15 protein-coding genes and 1 pseudogene are annotated in these 16908 nt (G+C 55.5%); 7 read left to right on the forward strand and 9 right to left on the reverse strand.

All coding sequences use genetic code 11. The annotated features are described in order from the left end of the window. Positions 1-554 precede the first annotated feature (554 nt). From ftsZ to VFT64_03285, 5 genes and pseudogenes are all read right to left on the reverse strand, one after another. Positions 555-1577: pseudogene (gene ftsZ / locus VFT64_03265) on the reverse strand (cell division protein FtsZ). 189 nt (positions 1578-1766) lie between these two features. Continuing rightward, the gene (gene ribB, locus VFT64_03270) at positions 1767-2855 is read right to left on the reverse strand and encodes a 3,4-dihydroxy-2-butanone-4-phosphate synthase (GenBank protein HEU5046840.1); all 1089 of its coding nucleotides are present in this window, start codon (positions 2853-2855) and stop codon (positions 1767-1769) included. Positions 2856-2940: 85 nt separating this feature from the next. Next, positions 2941-3138, reverse strand: coding sequence for a hypothetical protein (locus tag VFT64_03275; GenBank protein HEU5046841.1), 198 nt, complete (start codon positions 3136-3138; stop codon positions 2941-2943). After that, the gene (locus VFT64_03280; protein HEU5046842.1) at positions 3131-3676 is read right to left on the reverse strand and encodes a hypothetical protein; all 546 of its coding nucleotides are present in this window, start codon (positions 3674-3676) and stop codon (positions 3131-3133) included. The genes VFT64_03275 and VFT64_03280 overlap by 8 nt, the downstream gene beginning before the upstream one ends. Before the next feature lie 40 nt (positions 3677-3716). Continuing rightward, positions 3717-4304: a riboflavin synthase gene (locus tag VFT64_03285; protein ID HEU5046843.1), complete on the reverse strand. Its 588-nt coding sequence runs from the start codon at positions 4302-4304 to the stop codon at positions 3717-3719. A 180-nt stretch (positions 4305-4484) separates the two neighbouring features. Between VFT64_03285 and VFT64_03290 the strand changes: the two genes are divergently transcribed. Further along, entirely contained in the window at positions 4485-5669 is a 1185-nt protein-coding gene (locus VFT64_03290; protein ID HEU5046844.1) for a hypothetical protein, read from the forward strand. A 10-nt stretch (positions 5670-5679) separates the two neighbouring features. Here VFT64_03290 and VFT64_03295 read toward each other — a convergent pair whose 3' ends face one another. Further along, the gene (locus VFT64_03295) at positions 5680-6426 is read right to left on the reverse strand and encodes a DUF484 family protein (protein ID HEU5046845.1); all 747 of its coding nucleotides are present in this window, start codon (positions 6424-6426) and stop codon (positions 5680-5682) included. A gap of 108 nt (positions 6427-6534) precedes the next feature. Further along, entirely contained in the window at positions 6535-7188 is a 654-nt protein-coding gene (gene fsa / locus VFT64_03300; protein ID HEU5046846.1) for a fructose-6-phosphate aldolase, read from the reverse strand. Between the two features lie 38 nt (positions 7189-7226). Between fsa and priA the strand changes: the two genes are divergently transcribed. Both priA and VFT64_03310 read left to right on the forward strand, forming a co-directional pair. Further along, positions 7227-9713: a primosomal protein N' gene (gene priA / locus VFT64_03305; GenBank protein HEU5046847.1), complete on the forward strand. Its 2487-nt coding sequence runs from the start codon at positions 7227-7229 to the stop codon at positions 9711-9713. A gap of 87 nt (positions 9714-9800) precedes the next feature. Further along, on the forward strand, positions 9801-10664 hold the full coding sequence (locus tag VFT64_03310; protein ID HEU5046848.1) for a prepilin-type N-terminal cleavage/methylation domain-containing protein: 864 nt from the start codon (positions 9801-9803) through the stop codon (positions 10662-10664). Positions 10665-10677: 13 nt separating this feature from the next. Here the strand turns inward: VFT64_03310 and VFT64_03315 are convergent, their stop codons facing one another. Beyond that, complete coding sequence (locus VFT64_03315; protein ID HEU5046849.1) at positions 10678-11613, reverse strand: hypothetical protein; 936 nt, start codon at positions 11611-11613, stop codon at positions 10678-10680. 181 nt (positions 11614-11794) lie between these two features. Between VFT64_03315 and glyA the strand changes: the two genes are divergently transcribed. The 3 genes from glyA to ribD all read left to right on the forward strand — a co-directional run bounded on the left by glyA (position 11795) and on the right by ribD (position 14818). Then, on the forward strand, positions 11795-13153 hold the full coding sequence (glyA, locus tag VFT64_03320; GenBank protein ID HEU5046850.1) for a serine hydroxymethyltransferase: 1359 nt from the start codon (positions 11795-11797) through the stop codon (positions 13151-13153). Positions 13154-13207: 54 nt separating this feature from the next. Continuing rightward, a complete protein-coding gene (gene nrdR, locus VFT64_03325; GenBank protein HEU5046851.1) occupies positions 13208-13654 on the forward strand; it encodes a transcriptional regulator NrdR in 447 nt (148 codons plus the stop codon). Positions 13655-13732: 78 nt separating this feature from the next. Continuing rightward, complete coding sequence (gene ribD / locus VFT64_03330) at positions 13733-14818, forward strand: bifunctional diaminohydroxyphosphoribosylaminopyrimidine deaminase/5-amino-6-(5-phosphoribosylamino)uracil reductase RibD (GenBank protein ID HEU5046852.1); 1086 nt, start codon at positions 13733-13735, stop codon at positions 14816-14818. 82 nt (positions 14819-14900) lie between these two features. Here the strand turns inward: ribD and VFT64_03335 are convergent, their stop codons facing one another. Next, complete coding sequence (locus VFT64_03335) at positions 14901-15749, reverse strand: alpha/beta hydrolase (protein HEU5046853.1); 849 nt, start codon at positions 15747-15749, stop codon at positions 14901-14903. A gap of 117 nt (positions 15750-15866) precedes the next feature. Here VFT64_03335 and recA point away from each other — a divergent pair, with 117 nt between their 5' ends. Beyond that, positions 15867-16907 (forward strand): recombinase RecA, encoded by a 1041-nt coding sequence (gene recA / locus VFT64_03340; protein HEU5046854.1) that lies wholly within the window; start codon positions 15867-15869, stop codon positions 16905-16907. Position 16908 lies beyond the last annotated feature (1 nt).

Consider the following 16908-nt stretch of genomic DNA (forward strand, 5'->3'; position numbering starts at 1 on the left):
CGGTTGAGGAAGTTGATGGCGGAGTTGTTACCGGCATCACGGCTTCTGTCTTCGGCATTGCGATCCTGCGGCTGATTGGCCGAGCTTTTGCGCTGCGGCAGCGTTTCTTCCGGGGCTGGGAAAAAGCTGCGTTGCGCGGGCTGTGCTGCCTGCGGGCTCACGAAGCTCGGAGCGCGCTGGCCCACGGCAATCGGAAGCTGGAGCTGCTGTTCGTTTTCTTCATGATATTTGATAGCGCCAATGGTGGTTACCATGCGGTTGACAAATACGACATGCGCATGATCGTCCTGAGCGGTCGCCTGCATGGCCACCTGAGCGGGACGTGCCTGCTGCGCTACCGGTTGCGGTGTGGGCGCGGGGGCAACGGCGGAAACGGTCTGCGGTGATACGAAAGCGCTTCTTGCGCTGGCGCGCTGCTCAAGAGCCGGTTCAGGGCGCTTGATTTGTTCCGGTGCGGAAAAAGATTCAGGTGCTTTGGCATGGACCGGTGCACCCGGAAATTTGGCGGGTTCCGGTGCGCGCGGAGGAGCGGCAAAACCGAGCTTGCTGCCATAGAAACGAACCGCTTCTGCGGGCTTTGCCTGCGACTTAGGTTCTTCTGCGGCATTTCCCAGATCGATACCGGTAGCCACCACGGAAACGCGCATCTTGCCTTCCAGGTTCGGATTGAAGGTGGCGCCGAAGATGATGTTGGCATCCGGGTCAACTTCTTCACGGATACGGGTTGCGGCTTCATCGGCCTCGAACAGGGTCATGTCGTAACCGCCGGTGATATTGATGAGTACGCCGCGTGCGCCCTTCATCGAAACATCGTCCAGCAGCGGGTTGGAAATAGCGGCTTCGGCAGCATCGATCGCACGCTTAGCGCCTTCGCCTTCGCCGGTGCCCATCATTGCCTTGCCCATTTCGCTCATTACGGTGCGAATGTCGGCAAAGTCGAGATTGATAAGGCCGGGCATGATCATCAGGTCGGTCACGCCGCGCACGCCGGAGTGCAATACTTCATCCGCTAAGCGGAACGCATCGGCGAACGTGGTTTTTTCATTGGCGATGCGGAACAGATTCTGGTTCGGAATGACAATCAGCGTATCCACGAACTGCTGCAGTTCTTTCACGCCCTGTTCAGCCAGGCGCATACGGTGGTTGCCTTCGAACTGGAACGGCTTGGTCACAACGCCTACGGTCAGGATGCCGCGCTCTTTGGCGAAACGCGCGATAACCGGTGCAGCGCCCGTGCCGGTGCCGCCGCCCATGCCGGCGGTGATGAACACCATGTTGCTGCCTTCGATATAGCCCGCTACTTCGTCCAGCGCTTCTTCAGCGGCAGCGCGGCCGGTTTCAGGATTAGCGCCTGCGCCAAGGCCGCGTGTGAGGCTGCTGCCCAGCTGAATGCGGCGCTCGGTAAGAGAATTCTCCAGGGCTTGTGCGTCCGTGTTGGCCACGACGAAATTCACACCTTCCAGATTGGAGCTTATCATGTTGTTGACGGCGTTGCCGCCTGCGCCCCCTACGCCTACTACCGTGATGGTCGGGCGTAGCGTTTCTGATTTACCGGGAAGATGAAGATTGATGGCCATGTCTACCCCACTAAAGCGCGTGTTCAAAATTAATACTATCCTGCATACACCCAAATCCGGCGCGTTTCCAGTACTATTATGCCCTGTTTGGCGAGAAAATTTCTCGGTGATGCTTTTAGGTTTCTAAGGTGCTTTAAATCGCTTCTGCTTCGGTCTTCTGACCTCGCAATGAACGATACAATAATTCCCCTAAATCCCTTCATATCCTTTAATCGTAAGCCCATACCCCTCAAGTCCTACAACAGGGCGCTTCGAGTTGGAAAGCAGCGTCATATCGCGTACACCCAGATCCAGCAATATCTGCGCCCCGATACCGTAATCGCGTAAATGCGCCTGCGGTTCCGGGTTAAGTCCCGTGCGAGCCTGTACCTTGTCGAGCAGGGCGGAGCGCTTGGGTTCGCGCAGCAGTACGATTACGCCGTTTCCTGCATCTCCGATACGCTGCATTGCAGTATGCAGGTCGGTTGCTTTAGCATCATGCGTATCGCCCAATACATCATGTAAAAGGTCGAGTGCATGCATGCGCACAAGCGCAGGTTTTGTAGGGTCAATCTTGCCTTTGATCAGTGCAATATGCTCTGCATATTCAATCTTATTCACATAGATACGCATGCGGAAATCGCCGCCGTAACGGCTATGAAAATCCGTCTCCGCAACGCATTCCACAAGCTTTTCACTGCGTCTGCGGTAAGCAATCAGCGAGGCGATCGTCGCGATTTTCAAATTATGCTGCTTGGCGAATTCCATCAGGTCTGGCAGGCGCGCCATCGTGCCGTCGTCATTCATGATTTCGCAGATCACGCCGGAGGCATTGAGTCCGGCAAGGCGGGAGATATCCACGGCCGCTTCCGTATGGCCCGCGCGTACAAGCACGCCGCCATCGCGGGCGACGAGCGGAAAAATATGGCCGGGCGTGACGATATCGCGCGCGCCTTTGGAGGAGTCGATTGCTACGGAAACCGTTCGCGCGCGGTCGGCAGCGGAAATGCCGGTCGTAACACCGGAAGCAGCCTCAATGGAGGTCGTAAAAGCTGTCTGGTGGCGCGTGCCGTTATGCTGTGCCATGAGCGACAGGCCCAGTTCTTTTACGCGCGCTGATGTGAGCGAAAGACAGATCAGTCCGCGCCCGTATTTCGCCATGAAATTGATCGCGTCCGGCGTGGCCATCTGCGCGGGAATCACAAGATCCCCCTCATTTTCGCGGTCTTCGTCGTCAACAAGAATGAACATGCGGCCGCACTGGGCGTCTTCAATAATTTCTTCAATGGGAGAAAGCATTCGTAAATCCGGAATAAAATTTCGTAATTAATAATGATTCTTAAGTCATGCGCGACTTAAAAGCAAGCATTTGCCTTGGAAAATGCTATCTTCCCAGCAGATTCTTCAAGCCGCTCATGCCTTTATCGATGCCAGGACGAATGGATTCAAGGCTTTTGGTGAGATTTGCATTGGCATCCTGAATGGCAGACTGGCTAATAGTGGTGATGAGCTGTTCCGCCACTTCTGCCGGGGTGGCGCCATCCTGTGCCTTGCCGATATTCTGCAGATGAATCTCAGACATCGGTACGGTGAAAGTCTGGCCGCCCCTGAGCTGGGCGTGGGAATACCAAGCTGGCCGCCGCGTATATCGAGATCGCTGATAATATGAGCCTGCGTTCCTGTTTCATGTTATTGCTTGCCTGCACGGCTTCGTTGCGGGAATAGCCGCGCGCATGGCGTTCGATGGCTTGAAGATTATTGTCGAGCCTTTGCCCTTCGAAGGCAACATGCGGTGCTTCAACGGCGATGGACTGAATGGTAATAGGCCCATTTCCTATCAGCGAATGCGTGTCGATGCGGATAGAGATGGAGCCCATTTCCAGCGCGTTATGCGACGAGAATCCTTGCGGGTTGGCGATGGTCAGTCCGGAGATCGTACCTTCGCCGGTGGAAAGCGACAAATGCACGCTATCCACATGTACATTGGTGCCGGTGATCTGCGACCCGTATTGTTCAATAGCCATTTTGACAAGGCGGCCGGCGCCCGACCAGAGACTGCCCACAGCAACTGCAATCAACAAGGCGAGAAGAATGAATCCGGCGGTAAATTTCTTCAGCATGGCGCAAAACTCCTTCAAATGGTTGCGGCGCAACCTGAAGTTAGCGGAACTTGTCCAGGCGCGCAAGGTAGCGGGCGATAATATCGATCTCCAGATTGAGTGAGTCGCCTTCTTTGCGGCCGCCCAATATAGTAGCAGACTGCGTATGCGGGATGATATTCACGCTGAAGCCGGTATCGGTGGTTTCGTTCACGGTCAGTGAAACGCCATCCAGCGTCACCGAACCTTTTTCTGCAATATAGCGGTTCAGCTCCGTAGGCACGGATAAATCCAGCCGCAGCGATTCTCCTATATTTTCACGCTTCACGAGTTTCGCGAGCCCGTCCACATGGCCGCTGACAAAATGCCCACCTAATTCGTCCCCCGCTTTGAGCGCGCGCTCAAGATTGATGCGTTCGCCTTCCTGCCATTGCCCAAGCGTAGTGCGGGCCAGGGTTTCCTGCGAAACCTGAACGCTGAAACCGTATTCATCGCGGGCGATCGCGGTAAGGCATGCGCCGTTGCAGGCAATGGAAGCGCCCACGGCCAAGTCCTGCGTGAATCCTGGAACGGCGATGGTAAAGCGCCAGTCGCCGGATTTCTGTATTTCGTTAACAATACCGATATGGGTGATGATGCCTGTAAACATACGCACTAGTCTATATTGGTACAGGCGGAATTGTGCAAGTACTAAGACTTCCGCGAGTTGGAATTCCTACGAACGAAAATAAAAGCGGAATCATATTTTAGAAGGACATGATTGCACATGCTTCCCGAAATAGGATAGGCTGCTGACTTATAATTCAACCTGGCATATGAAGGAGATTGTATGATTGGTGCTTTATTAAGCGAACAGGACAGGGATACCTATGAAATACTCATACGCGGCACGTTGCGGGATGCGGTGAGGGCACGGGTTCGGGATGTTACGGAGCAGAGCGAGGCAGCCAAAGCTGCGTTTACTGCTGCGGAAAAGAACTTGCGAACTGTATGGACGGCCGCCCATACAGTGGGAATGAGCTTTGAATCGCTTCCCATCAGACCGGAAGATCAGGCATCAGTGCATGTAAATCGTGAGACGCTCGTGGCGCTAAAGGAACTGGCCGTGCGCAGAGGGCATGATCCGGACGAAGTGGCGCAGGAACTGGGAGTGTCAGTGATTCCACAAGGCGCTCTGGGAAGCATTATGAGCGCCTTGCAGAACGGAAAAACGAGGAATTTCCGGCAGGAATTTGCGAGCTTGCCGCCAGGCGAACGGGAAAACCTCACGCCAGCCATAAGAATATTGTTGCTTGGCGCAGACCGTGATGTAGTAAGGGCAGAACTGGCCATAGCCCAGTCCTCTGAGGGAAAAGAGCGGGCGCATGCGGTGGAAGCACGGCTGCGTGCAGGGGAAGATTTCACTATCATCGCAGACGCCGCACAGGCTTTAGGCATTAATCCGGTGGAAATCTCACCGGAAACTCCGGCGGAAACGCATGTAACGCGGGAGAAGGTTGTTGCCTTGCGCGAGTTAGGCAAACTCAAGCCGGATACTACGGAAAAACCCGCTATTCCAGTGCCTTCGCAAGGAGGGCTCGGCGAAATCTTTAAAGCAATGCAGGAAGTGGATACTCAGTTAACGGATTTCAGCAGGCACGCAGAGAATGCAGCGCTTCGCGGGCATCTGGAGATGCTGCTTCTGGGCGCGCGAAGGGATGCAATCAAGGCAGAAGTAGCGGCGGCAAAAAATGGCAACGAGGGCGTGCAGCAGCGCGCACGCCGCGACTACAATTTGATAGTGGATGCAGCGAGCGATCTGCAAATCAACCCTGCGCAGATCGTGCCGGATACGGCTGGAAAAGCGCATGTTACACGGGAGTTGATTGCCGCTTCGCAGGATCTGCCGCCGCAGAGACGGGAAGAAGTTCTCCAGTCCGTGAATACAAATGGCGGGTTGAATAAAGTTTTTCAACAGCTTGCAAAAGGCGATGCGCCAGAAATGGGAGCGGGAAAGGCTGCTGCAAGAGGATAATTAAGCTTAATTATATCATTTCCGCGATGCCGCTCTCATTGAGCCGCTCATCCAGGCGGTGTTCCACGATCTGGGAAAGGAAAGAAAGCATCTCCGTGCCCTGGCCGGTATGGAAGTGGTCTTTCACGCGGATGCCGAATGCAAGCAATGCCGGGCGGCCCGAGGAGGGAAGGCGCAGGCGCATCAGTACGGCGGATTCCACAAGATCGTCGCAGTCGGGGAAAATCTGGTCGAGGCCGTAACCGGGATGTTTTCTTGTGTCGGCGATGAGCAGAGAGGGTTTGTTTTTGCCCAGTGCAATATCGATCATTCCCATCTCCAGAAAGGAAATGCCGGAGCTGTTCTGCATGCCGAAACGGGTTTCAAAGAACTCCGCCGCTTCGGACTCAATGCCGAGCCGCACCACATCCACATTGAAAAACGCTGGCAGGTCCATCGTGAGGACTTCCAGAAGGCGCTCCAGATCGGGTGCACGGATAACAGCGAGCACGGCCTCGTGCACTTGATGCAGCGTGGACATATTGTCCCGGCTGGAGGTGACGAGATAATCATACTGATTGCGGATATTCTGCAGGCCCTGCTGCAGCTTGCCGAGCATATGATGCTGGATGTCTACCACATTCCCGCCATGCTGCACTTCCGGCGGGGAAATGGCTTCCAGCAAATCGGCATGGTCACGGAAGAAGTTCGGATGATCGCGCAGATACTCCGCCACCTTCTGTGCCGTCAAACCATCTTTTGTCTTAGCCTGTGCCATTCAAAGCCCTTCATTCTCAGTGGTAGAACGGAGGAGCGCTCGCGACGACTAGCGAGCGACGCGAGCGCAGCCTGCGTGGCGCCAAGGCGCTTTAGCGCCTGAACGCAATTAGATTTTCTGCCCCGTCTTCTGCCAGTCTGCCATGAAAGCAGCCAAACCTTTATCGGTCAACGGGTGACCGGCAAGCTGCTTCATTACGGAAGGCGGAATCGTTGCAACATGCGCGCCCATCTTGGCGGACTCAACAATATGCACCGGGTTGCGCACGCTGGCGACGAGCACTTCGGTCTCGAAAGCCGGATACTGGTCGTAAATCTGGCAGATATCGCCGATCAGCTGCAGCCCGTCCTGGCCGATATCGTCCAGCCTGCCAATGAACGGCGAAACGAAGGTTGCGCCCGCTTTTGCGGCGAGAATTGCCTGTGCGGCAGAGAAGCACAGGGTTACGTTGACCATGGTGCCGCCCTTCGTGAAGTGCTTGCACGCTTTGAGACCGTCCCAGGTCAGCGGCACTTTAATAGCAACGTTCTTCGCGATCTTGGCAAGCTTTTCACCTTCGCGGATCATTCCGTCAACATCCAACGCGGTAACTTCCGCACTGACGGGGCCGTCCGTCAGGTCGCAGATTTCCTTCACCACTTCGATGAAGTCACGCCCGGATTTGGCAATCAGCGTGGGATTGGTGGTGACGCCGTCCAACAGGCCGGTATCGGCCAGTTCACGGATTTCTTTCACATCGGCGGTATCGACAAAAAATTTCATAGTAACCCTCGTTTATATCCTTTATCTGTTTCTAACGTATGAATCGCGAAAATGAAATAGAGATTATCGCTGCCGAAAGCAAGGCCGGAGTCTTGCTGCCGCTGGTTTTTTCCACACCCTTCGACTACCGCGTGCCGGAAGGCGTTAGTGTGCAACCGGGCGATTATGTGCGCGTGCCTTTCGGGAAAAAGTCCGTTTGGGGAGTGGTCTGGGGCAAGGCGGAAGGCGATGTAAGCGATGCCAAGGTCAAAACGATAGAGACGCTGGCCGCGCATATGCCGCCCATGAGCGAGGAAATGCGCAAGCTGGTAGACTGGGTGGCGTGGTACACGCTCGCGCCCAAAGGGCAAGTGCTGAAAATGGCGCTTTCCGTACCTGAAGCGCTGGAAATGGCGCAGGAGCCGAAATGGCAGCTCTCTGAGATAGCAAAAGAAATAAAGCTGACTCCTGCGCGCCAGCGTATTCTGGCTTACCTTGCGGATAATGTGGCCCGTACAGCAAAGGAAATCACATTGCATGCGAAAGTCTCGTCTGCTGTGCTTCGGGAATTTATAAAGTTAGGTGGATTAATTGAGGCTTCCTCAGGCGGTGCGAGGGCACGCGGAGGAGCGCTTGCGACGACCCCGGCGTCAGCCGAGGGGGTAAGCGTAAGCGAAGGGGGAGTATCCCCCTTACATGATACCAATATTACACCTTCTACCTTATCTTCAGAACAATCCACCGCTGCCCTGAACTTACGGGAGAAACTCCTGAAGGGGTTTTCCGTGAGTCTCTTGGACGGGGTGACGGGTTCCGGCAAGACGGAAGTTTATTTCGATACGATCGCCGAAGTCATCCGGCAGGGAAAGCAGGCGCTTGTGCTCCTGCCGGAAATAGCGCTCTCTGTGCAGTGGCTTGCGCGGTTCGAGAAGCGTTTCGGCTTCGCGCCTGCCTTATGGCATTCAAGCGTCACCCCGGCGCAAAAGCGCAAAACCTGGCGTGGCATTGCGGAAGGCAGCGTGCCGGTGGTTGTGGGCGCCCGCTCGGCGCTGTTTCTGCCATTCCGGAACCTCGCGCTGATCGTGGCGGATGAAGAGCATGACCCGTCATATAAGCAGGAGGAGGGCGTGATCTATCAGGCGCGCGATATGGCTGTGGTGCGTGCGCGGCTGGAGAAAGTGCCGCTGTTGCTTGTGTCGGCCACACCTTCGCTAGAGACGGAATTCAATCTGCGCCATAACCGCTATGAGCGCATCCATTTGCCTAACCGCCATAATCAGGCTTCCATGCCCGAGGTACAACTGGTGGATATGCGCAGGGAATCGCTGCCGAAAGACCGCTGGATATCGGAACCTTTGAAACAGGCGCTGGTGGAAACGCTGGGGGATGGGCATCAGGCGCTTGTCTTCATGAACCGGCGCGGCTATGCGCCGCTCGTGCTGTGCCGCAGCTGCGGCCATCGCTTCCAGTGCCCGCACTGCACGGCGTGGCTCGTGCTGCACCGCTCGCGCGGAAAACTCATGTGCCACCATTGCGGCCATACATCACCCGTGCCGAAACTGTGCCCGGACTGCAAAGCCGAAAATAGCCTGCTGCCCTACGGGCCCGGCGTGGAACGCATTGCGGAGGAACTGCGCGACCTGTTCCCCAAAGCTAAGGTTGGTCTGATGACGAGTGATGGAGCAGCAATAAATAGCAAAGAGCAAGCGGCACAGTCAGTGGAAGGGAACGCGGAGGAGCCACAGGCGACGACCCCGCAAAGCGAGGGGGTAAGCGTAAGCGAAGGGGGCGATTTACGCTCGCCCCCTTCAGATGTTATTCATCAAATGATCAACCGCGAGATCGACATTCTCGTCGGCACGCAGATGCTGGCCAAAGGGCACCATTTCGCAGGGTTGGCGCTCGTGGGCGTGGTGGATGCGGATATGGGGCTGGCCGGAGGGGACTTGCGTGCAGGCGAGCGCACTTACCAGCTGCTGCATCAGCTTGCCGGGCGTGCGGGCCGCGAAAAAACCAGCGGCACGGTGATCCTGCAGACCTATATGCCGGAACATCCTGTCATGCAGGCGCTTGCAGCAGGCGAGCGCGATAATTTTATGCTGCTGGAAGCACAGATGCGCGAAGATGCAGAAATGCCGCCTTATGGCAAACTCGCCGCGCTGATCGTGGAAGGGCCGCAGGAACAGGAAGTAGCGGGATTTGCGCGTGAACTGGTAAAGGTCGCTTCTGGCTACAGCATGGCAGAAACAAGGAGTATCGAGGGTACGCGGAAGAGCGAAGCGATGACCTCGCAGGGGAGTCACGGCGGAGCCGGGACGGGGGCAGCGTGCCCCCCATATACAAGCGCCCCCTTACAACAACCTTTAATATTAGGCCCGGCTCCGGCTCCGCTTGCGCGCCTCAAAAACCGCTACCGTTATCGGATTCTTATTAAGGCGCAGAAAAACTTTCCAATGCAGCAATGGCTTAACGGGTGGCTGGCAACGCATAAAGTGCCTTCTTCACTGCGGCTGAAAGTGGATATTGAGCCCTATAGTTTTGTCTAACCTGATATCTTTCAATATACTTTCTGTTGATAATCTGACTGGTGTCCTCTAGCATAGCTATAATAGCCTGTTGCTGGATGACCCATAATGAGAGTAAAAGCTCCTTATCAAGCGGGATTCACGTTGATTGAATTGAGCATTGTGCTCGTCATCATCGGTCTTATTGTCGGCGGTATACTGACAGGCCGGGATCTTATTAAGGCAGCCGAAATTCGGGCTACACTCTCCCAGATTGAAAAATACAACACGGCAGCGCATACGTTCCAGAATAAATACGGCAATTTGCCGGGCGATCTCCTAAGCTCGCAAGCCTGCTCGTTCGGATTTTTTTGCGTCACAGGATCTTCGGCTAATACCACAGGTTATGGAGACGGTAACGGTATTATCCAGGGATATAACGCAGCTCCCTGGCTGGATGGTGGTACCTATAAGGCAGAAATTGCAATGTTCTTTCTACAGCTTTCACAGGCGGCGCTGATAGATGGTATGTACGGCGTGGGGGCGGATGTGTCCGTGTCCGGTGCCACCGCTACAGGCGGATCGACCACTTCAATGCCAAAACTTTCCACCACTGCGACAGGCTCCATGATTGGAGAGGTTCTTCCGCTGGCGAAGCTCGGCAATGGAAACTACATTACAATCGGCTCGATAAACGGGTTCAACTACTATGTTATTTCAGGCATTAATTCTATCGATGCGACAGGCACGATCATTTCCACCAACAACCTGAGCCCACTGGAAGCCTTTGCCATGGATAAGAAAGTGGATGACGGTTTGCCGGGAACGGGAACGGTCTTTGCGCTTGATACCGTTACTACCAGCATCAACCATTCCAGCGGCACGGGGTTAACTACGCTTTCCGCCAATAACTGCCTTACCGGTTCGGCATATTACACCAGCGGTTCCTATGGCAACACGCCCAATTGCTCTTTGCGTATCAACCTCCAGTAATATCGGATTCGGATTATTGAAGCCGGTTGTGAGCCCTGAGTATAGCCGCTAATTCAGGGTGATTACTGATAGCCTGCGGGGCAGGGCAGCCGGAAGCGGAACATTGCACGCCGAACGTATAACTGTAATCCATTGCGGGAGCGGGCACGGCTGATTGCCAGGCGATAAGCATGGCTTGTAGTTCTGCTGGTGCAGGCGTGCGGTAATAAGCCTTTTTTCCGTCCTTCCGCCCTTCCTGTCCGAATGCCTGGAATACAGGCACGATTGCCTCCTGTGGTATCCCGTTGGCGATAGCGCTTTGCACGCGCGCGGCAATACGCGAAGCATCGCAGGGGGCTGGCTTTCCGGATGCGTCGTAATGGCAGGGATAAGGATCGATGCCGATAAGATCCGCATGCGTCACATTGGGCGCAAGCGCTCTATATTCACACCCCAAGGCATTGGGGCAGAGATTGTCGCCGTCCAGCACGACGATGAAAGCTTTCTGCGTAGTATGCGCGTGAATATAGTCAGCACGCTGTTTTATGTCTGTCGCCGCATGCGGGCAGACAGAAGGATGCGGCTCATCTGCAAGAAAATAGCCGTATACTTTGGGGTTACCAGCGAGCGCATCCACCTGTGCCTTAAACTGGGAAAAGGTGAATCCCGGCGACGGACAGGCAGATCCCTTGGGGGCATTATCCAGATTGCCGACCCAGACAAGCGCCAGCACGCCAGCCGGCAGCGCATTCACGAGGCTCGCAGTATGTGCAGGGGTGCCGGGGCTGCCGGTAACATCCATGACCGTGAATCCGTCTTCTATGGCATGGCTGGTCCGACCACTTGTGTTGCTTGCATAATGCAAAGTAGTATGGTCTGCGCCATATCCGGAATCAGCCAGCAGGCAGGCTGCCAGAAGCAGGGCGGTAATACGCATCCCCCATAATGAAGCGATCCTATAGATAGCCATAAGTTCTTCCTTTGCATCAACAATAGTTGATCAATAGAATATAGGGAAGTATTTACAAGATGGATCGTAATATTTTTCTCTGTTTTTCATTGTGTTAGATGAAAAAATCAGTATAATGCCCCACATTCATTAATGCCGCTTAAGTGTAAAAAGTAAGTAACTTATTGAGAAGGAAACCAGAATGTCTACCAGTGCCGCATCCAAAGTGGAACCCCTCGCCAAGATCACGACGCGCGAGCCAGGCTTTTTCAGCGATTCGCTTGCCGCAGGCGATAAGGAAGTGTTCGCGGCCCTCCAGAAGGAACTGAACCGCCAGCAGACGCAGATCGAATTGATCGCATCGGAAAATATCGTAAGCCGCGCCGTTACGGAAGCGCAAGGCTCGGTGCTCACGAACAAATACGCCGAAGGTTACCCCGGCAAGCGTTACTATGGCGGGTGCGAATTCGCGGATATGGTGGAAACCCTTGCGATCGAACGCGCAAAAAAACTGTTTAACTGCACTTACGTAAACGTGCAGCCGAGCTCCGGCTCCCAGGCGAACCAGGGTGTGTTCAACGCGCTGCTGCAGCCGGGCGACGTGATCCTCGGCCAGTCGCTCGCAGCAGGTGGCCACCTGACGCACGGCGCAGCGCCGAACCAGTCCGGTAAATGGTTCAAGGCTGTGCAGTATGGCGTGACCGCGGACACTCACCTGATTGATATGGACGAAGTCGAAAAGCTCGCCAAGGAACATAAGCCGAAACTGATCATCGCAGGCTTCTCGGCCTACCCGCGCGTGGTGAACTGGGAACGTTTCCGTGCGATCGCGGACTCCGTAGGCGCTTATTTCATGGTGGATATGGCGCACGTAGCGGGCCTGATCGCTGCCGGAACCTATCCGTCACCGCTGCCTTACGCAGACGTAGTAACCACCACCACGCATAAAACCCTGCGCGGCCCGCGCGGCGGTATGATCCTGTCCAACAACCCGGACCTCGTCGTGCGCAAGACGGCAGCCGGTGCGGACGTGACGCTCGCTACCGCCATTAATTCGGCAATCTTCCCCGGCATCCAGGGCGGCCCGCTGATGCATGTCATCGCAGGCAAAGCCGTGGCATTCGCGGAAGCGCTGCAGCCTTCCTTCAAGGAATACGGCAAAGCGGTTATCGACAACGCGCGCGCGCTGGCGGAAGTGCTGGTGAAGCGTGGTCTCGCCATCACCACTGGCGGTACGGACAATCACCTGATCGTGGTTGACCTGCGTCCGAAGAAGCTGACGGGTAAAGCGGCGGAAGAAAGCCTTGAGCGCGCTGGCCTCACCTGCAACAAGAACGCGATTCCGTTCGATCCGGAAAAACCCTTCATCACCTCGGGCATCCGCCTCGGTACTCCGGCGGGCACCACGCGCGGCTTCGGCGTGGAAGAGTTCCGCCAGATTGGTGAACTGATCGGTGACGTGCTGGACGGTCTGGTGGCCAACCCGGAAAACAACACCGCTACCGAGCAGAAAGTGCGTGAGAAAGCTAAAGCACTTTGTGAAAGGTTCCCGATTTACTAAGGCTTTGAAAGAACCGGGGCGCTAAGGTGCTCCGGTTTAAGCCCAAGGAAACATATGAAATGCCCGTTCTGCAATAACCTGGACACCCAGGTAAAGGACTCAAGACCCAGCGAAGATGGCATGACCATCCGCCGTAGGCGTTTCTGCCCTTCCTGCAATTCCCGCTTTACGACCTTTGAGCGCGTGCAGCTGCGCGAGCTTTTCGTCATTAAGAAGAACGGCGAGAAACGCGCCTTCGACCGCGACAAGCTCACACGCGCCATCAACGTGGCCGTACGCAAGCGCCCTGTAAGCTATGAAGCAGTGGAAAGCCTCGTCAACTCCATCGTCCATAAGCTGGAAAGCACGGGCGAAAGCGAAGTCGCTTCATCGCATATTGGCGAAATGGTGATGGAAGGGCTTAAGGAACTGGACGATGTAGCCTATATCCGCTTCGCGTCCGTTTACCGCAATTTCCGCGAAGCCAAGGATTTCGAGAAGTTCGTCGGCAATCTGGAGTAATATAAACATGGGGGACACGCTGCTCCCATTCGGGGCCCGCCCGAATTCCTCCATTTATCAATGCAACGGATTTACAATATGCAGCATGTAAATAACGAACAACTCCGCTACATGCGCCACGCTTTGGCTTTAGCCAAACGCGGGCTGGGCAACACATTTCCCAATCCTGCAGTCGGCGCGGTGATCGTAAAGGATGGCGCAATCGTCGGCACGGGCTGGACTGCGCGGGGCGGCAGGCCGCATGCGGAAACGATAGCAATCGAACAGGCGGGTGCGCTGGCGAAAGGTGCGACCATATATGTCACGCTGGAACCCTGCTCACATGAAGGCAGGACCCCTCCTTGCACCGGCGCGATTATCCGCGCCGGAATTAAGCATGTGGTGGCTGCCTGCACGGACCCTAACCCGAAAGTCTCCGGTCAGGGATTCGCACAGTTGCGTGCCGCTGGAATTGAAGTAACGGAAGGCGTGTGCGAGCAGGAGGCTCAAGCCGTCAATGAAGGGTTCTTTTCCGTCATCAAACGCGGCCGCCCGTTCGTCACGTTGAAACTGGCCACCTCGCTCGACGGTAAAATCGCGACTTCATCCGGCGAAAGCAAATGGATCACCTGTGAGGATTCCCGCCGCTATGTTCATCATTTGCGCAAAATAAACGATGCCGTGATGACCGGGATCGGCACCATCCGCGCGGATAACCCGGCTTTCACCTGTCGCCTGCAGGGCTGCTCGCAGGATTCACCCATCCGTGTTATTGCGGATACAAACCTGCATATCGCAGCGGACGCAGCTGCATTGCCCGCCTGGATCATGACAGCGGAAGGCGGAAGCGGCAAGGCCGAAGCACTTACCCGCAACGGCGCGCGGATATTCACTGTGCCGCGCGCGCAGAACGGGTTATCGCTTCCGGCGATACTGGACCAGCTGGCAAAACAAGGGATCACGCGCCTGATGGTCGAATCCGGCAACAAGCTCGGCAGTGCTCTTCTCAACGAAGGGCTGGTGGATAGAATCTATTGGTTCCGCGCACCGCTGGTGATCGGCGATAAAGGCTTAAGTGCGCTTTCCGGCAAAGAAGGAGCCCTTGCGGCATTGACTCGTTATCGCTTGCAGGAGTCCCGGCCTATCGGCAGCGACGTGCTGGAGATTTACGAACTGTCTATCTAGTTTGACGTCATACCGCGATTTAATCGCGGTATCTCTTGCCATTATTGGGAGATGCCGTGGTCAAGCCACGGCATGACGGCAATTATTTTAAAACATTATGCTGTGCCTGCAATTGAGCACCAACCAGATTATATTTCCGCGTGAAGCCATTCAGTGCATTCACGCGCGCGCCAATATCCATATTCGCATGATCCTTCCCCGGAAAATAAACCGCCTGCTTCGGCTCCTGCGCCCGGGCAAATAGCATCTGCCCTTCCGTGACGGGGATAGTGTTATCCTGCGTACCATGCATCAGCAGCAGCGGCATATGGATACGATCGATCTTGGCAGTCGAGTCAAACTTATCTTCCAGCAGCAAATCCACCGGCAGCCAGGGGTAACGCATTTTACCGATATCGGCGATAGCGGCATAAGGCGCCTGCAGCACAAGCGCGCCAACATGGAACTCCGTAGCCATCTGCACGGCGACTCCGGTGCCCAGCGATTCGCCGTACAGGATGAGCTGGCTGGGCGGCACATGCAGTGTATCAGTGGCATAATGTAATGCTGTGCGGGCATCCGCGTAAAGCCCCGCTTCATCGGGTGCCCCTTGGCTCTTTCCGAAGCCGCGGTAATCAATGGCAAGCACACCAAACCCGGCTTTCGCCAGCGCGTCGAAATAGGCAGCATGGCTACCCATATTACCTGCATTCCCATGGTAAAAGATGATGGTAGGGAATCCGGCTGTTGCATCATGGTGCCACGCATCGATCTGCGTGCCGTCCGGGGCGTGTAATGAAACATCGTCAAATCCGGCAAGCCTGTAATCCTGCAGCGTGTGGATATTCGTATTCGGATGATACATCAGGTGTCGCTGGTCCGCCCACATGAACAGGCACAACCCTGCATAGACCAGAACCGCCGTCTTCAGAAGAAACCAGAGCTTATGCATAATCGTCCTTAGATGAAAAACGCTGCTTTGCCGCCGCGCAGCGCGAAAAACTGATAGATACATCAAAAAAATACTGGTATAGCTTGCGTGAGGATATTTATTTGTAAAGGATTTTCTATGGTAGATTCAGCAAAACAGAAGGCGCTTGACGCCGCATTGAGCCAGATCGAAAAATCGTTCGGCAAAGGTTCCGTAATGAAACTCGGCGCACAGGAAGGGCTGGAAATTCCTGCCACTTCGACCGGTTCGCTCGGGCTGGATATTGCGCTCGGCATCGGTGGCCTTCCCAAGGGCCGTATCATTGAAGTGTTCGGTCCGGAAAGCTCCGGTAAGACCACGCTCACGCTGCACGTCGTGGCGGAAGCGCAGAAAAAAGGCGGTGTCTGTGCGTTTATCGACGCGGAACATGCGCTCGATCCGGTTTACGCCCGCAAGCTCGGCGTGAATGTGGATGAACTCCTGATCTCCCAGCCGGACACGGGTGAACAGGCGCTCGAAATCGCCGACACACTCGTACGCTCCGGTGCAATCGACATTCTCGTGATCGACTCCGTTGCCGCGCTCGTGCCGAAGGCGGAACTCGAAGGCGAAATGGGCGACTCCCATATGGGCCTGCAGGCGCGCCTGATGAGCCAGGCACTGCGTAAGCTGACCGGCTCCATCTCCAAATCCAACACCACGATCATCTTCATCAACCAGATCCGCATGAAGATCGGCGTCATGTTCGGTAACCCCGAAACCACGACGGGCGGCAACGCGCTGAAGTTCTATGCTTCCGTGCGTATGGATATCCGCCGCGTCGGCGCGATCAAGGATAAGGAAGAAGTGATCGGCAGCTTGACACGCGTGAAGGTCGTGAAGAACAAAGTCGCCCCGCCGTTCCGCGTGGTGGATTTCGACATCATGTACGGCGAAGGCATTTCCAAGACCGGCGAACTGATCGACCTCGGCGTGAAAGCCAACATCATCGAAAAGTCCGGTTCGTGGTTCTCCTACAACTCCCAGCGTATCGGGCAGGGTAAGGAAAATGTGCGCCAGTTCCTGAAGGACAATCCGAAGATTGCTGACGAAATCGAAAAGAAAATCCGTGAGAATGCCGGTGCGGTCAACCACGCACTGCAGGCTCCGGCGAGCGAATTCGCCGAGGACGCAGCGTAAT

The organism is Rickettsiales bacterium (genome assembly GCA_035765535.1).
Classification (GTDB): domain Bacteria; phylum Pseudomonadota; class Alphaproteobacteria; order Rickettsiales; family JABCZZ01; genus JABCZZ01.

Coding starts and splice junctions, on each gene's coding strand:
- ribB (HEU5046840.1), bottom strand. CDS start 2,855: ATGCTTTCTCCCATTGAAGAAATTATTGAAGACGCCCAGTGCGGCCGC.
- VFT64_03310 (HEU5046848.1), top strand. CDS start 9,801: ATGAGAGTAAAAGCTCCTTATCAAGCGGGATTCACGTTGATTGAATTG.
- nrdR (HEU5046851.1), top strand. CDS start 13,208: ATGAAATGCCCGTTCTGCAATAACCTGGACACCCAGGTAAAGGACTCA.
- ribD (HEU5046852.1), top strand. CDS start 13,733: ATGCAGCATGTAAATAACGAACAACTCCGCTACATGCGCCACGCTTTG.
- VFT64_03275 (HEU5046841.1), bottom strand. CDS start 3,138: ATGTCTGAGATTCATCTGCAGAATATCGGCAAGGCACAGGATGGCGCC.
- VFT64_03290 (HEU5046844.1), top strand. CDS start 4,485: ATGATTGGTGCTTTATTAAGCGAACAGGACAGGGATACCTATGAAATA.
- VFT64_03315 (HEU5046849.1), bottom strand. CDS start 11,613: ATGGCTATCTATAGGATCGCTTCATTATGGGGGATGCGTATTACCGCC.
- fsa (HEU5046846.1), bottom strand. CDS start 7,188: ATGAAATTTTTTGTCGATACCGCCGATGTGAAAGAAATCCGTGAACTG.
- priA (HEU5046847.1), top strand. CDS start 7,227: ATGAATCGCGAAAATGAAATAGAGATTATCGCTGCCGAAAGCAAGGCC.
- VFT64_03285 (HEU5046843.1), bottom strand. CDS start 4,304: ATGTTTACAGGCATCATCACCCATATCGGTATTGTTAACGAAATACAG.
- VFT64_03280 (HEU5046842.1), bottom strand. CDS start 3,676: ATGCTGAAGAAATTTACCGCCGGATTCATTCTTCTCGCCTTGTTGATT.
- VFT64_03335 (HEU5046853.1), bottom strand. CDS start 15,749: ATGCATAAGCTCTGGTTTCTTCTGAAGACGGCGGTTCTGGTCTATGCA.
- recA (HEU5046854.1), top strand. CDS start 15,867: ATGGTAGATTCAGCAAAACAGAAGGCGCTTGACGCCGCATTGAGCCAG.
- glyA (HEU5046850.1), top strand. CDS start 11,795: ATGTCTACCAGTGCCGCATCCAAAGTGGAACCCCTCGCCAAGATCACG.
- VFT64_03295 (HEU5046845.1), bottom strand. CDS start 6,426: ATGGCACAGGCTAAGACAAAAGATGGTTTGACGGCACAGAAGGTGGCG.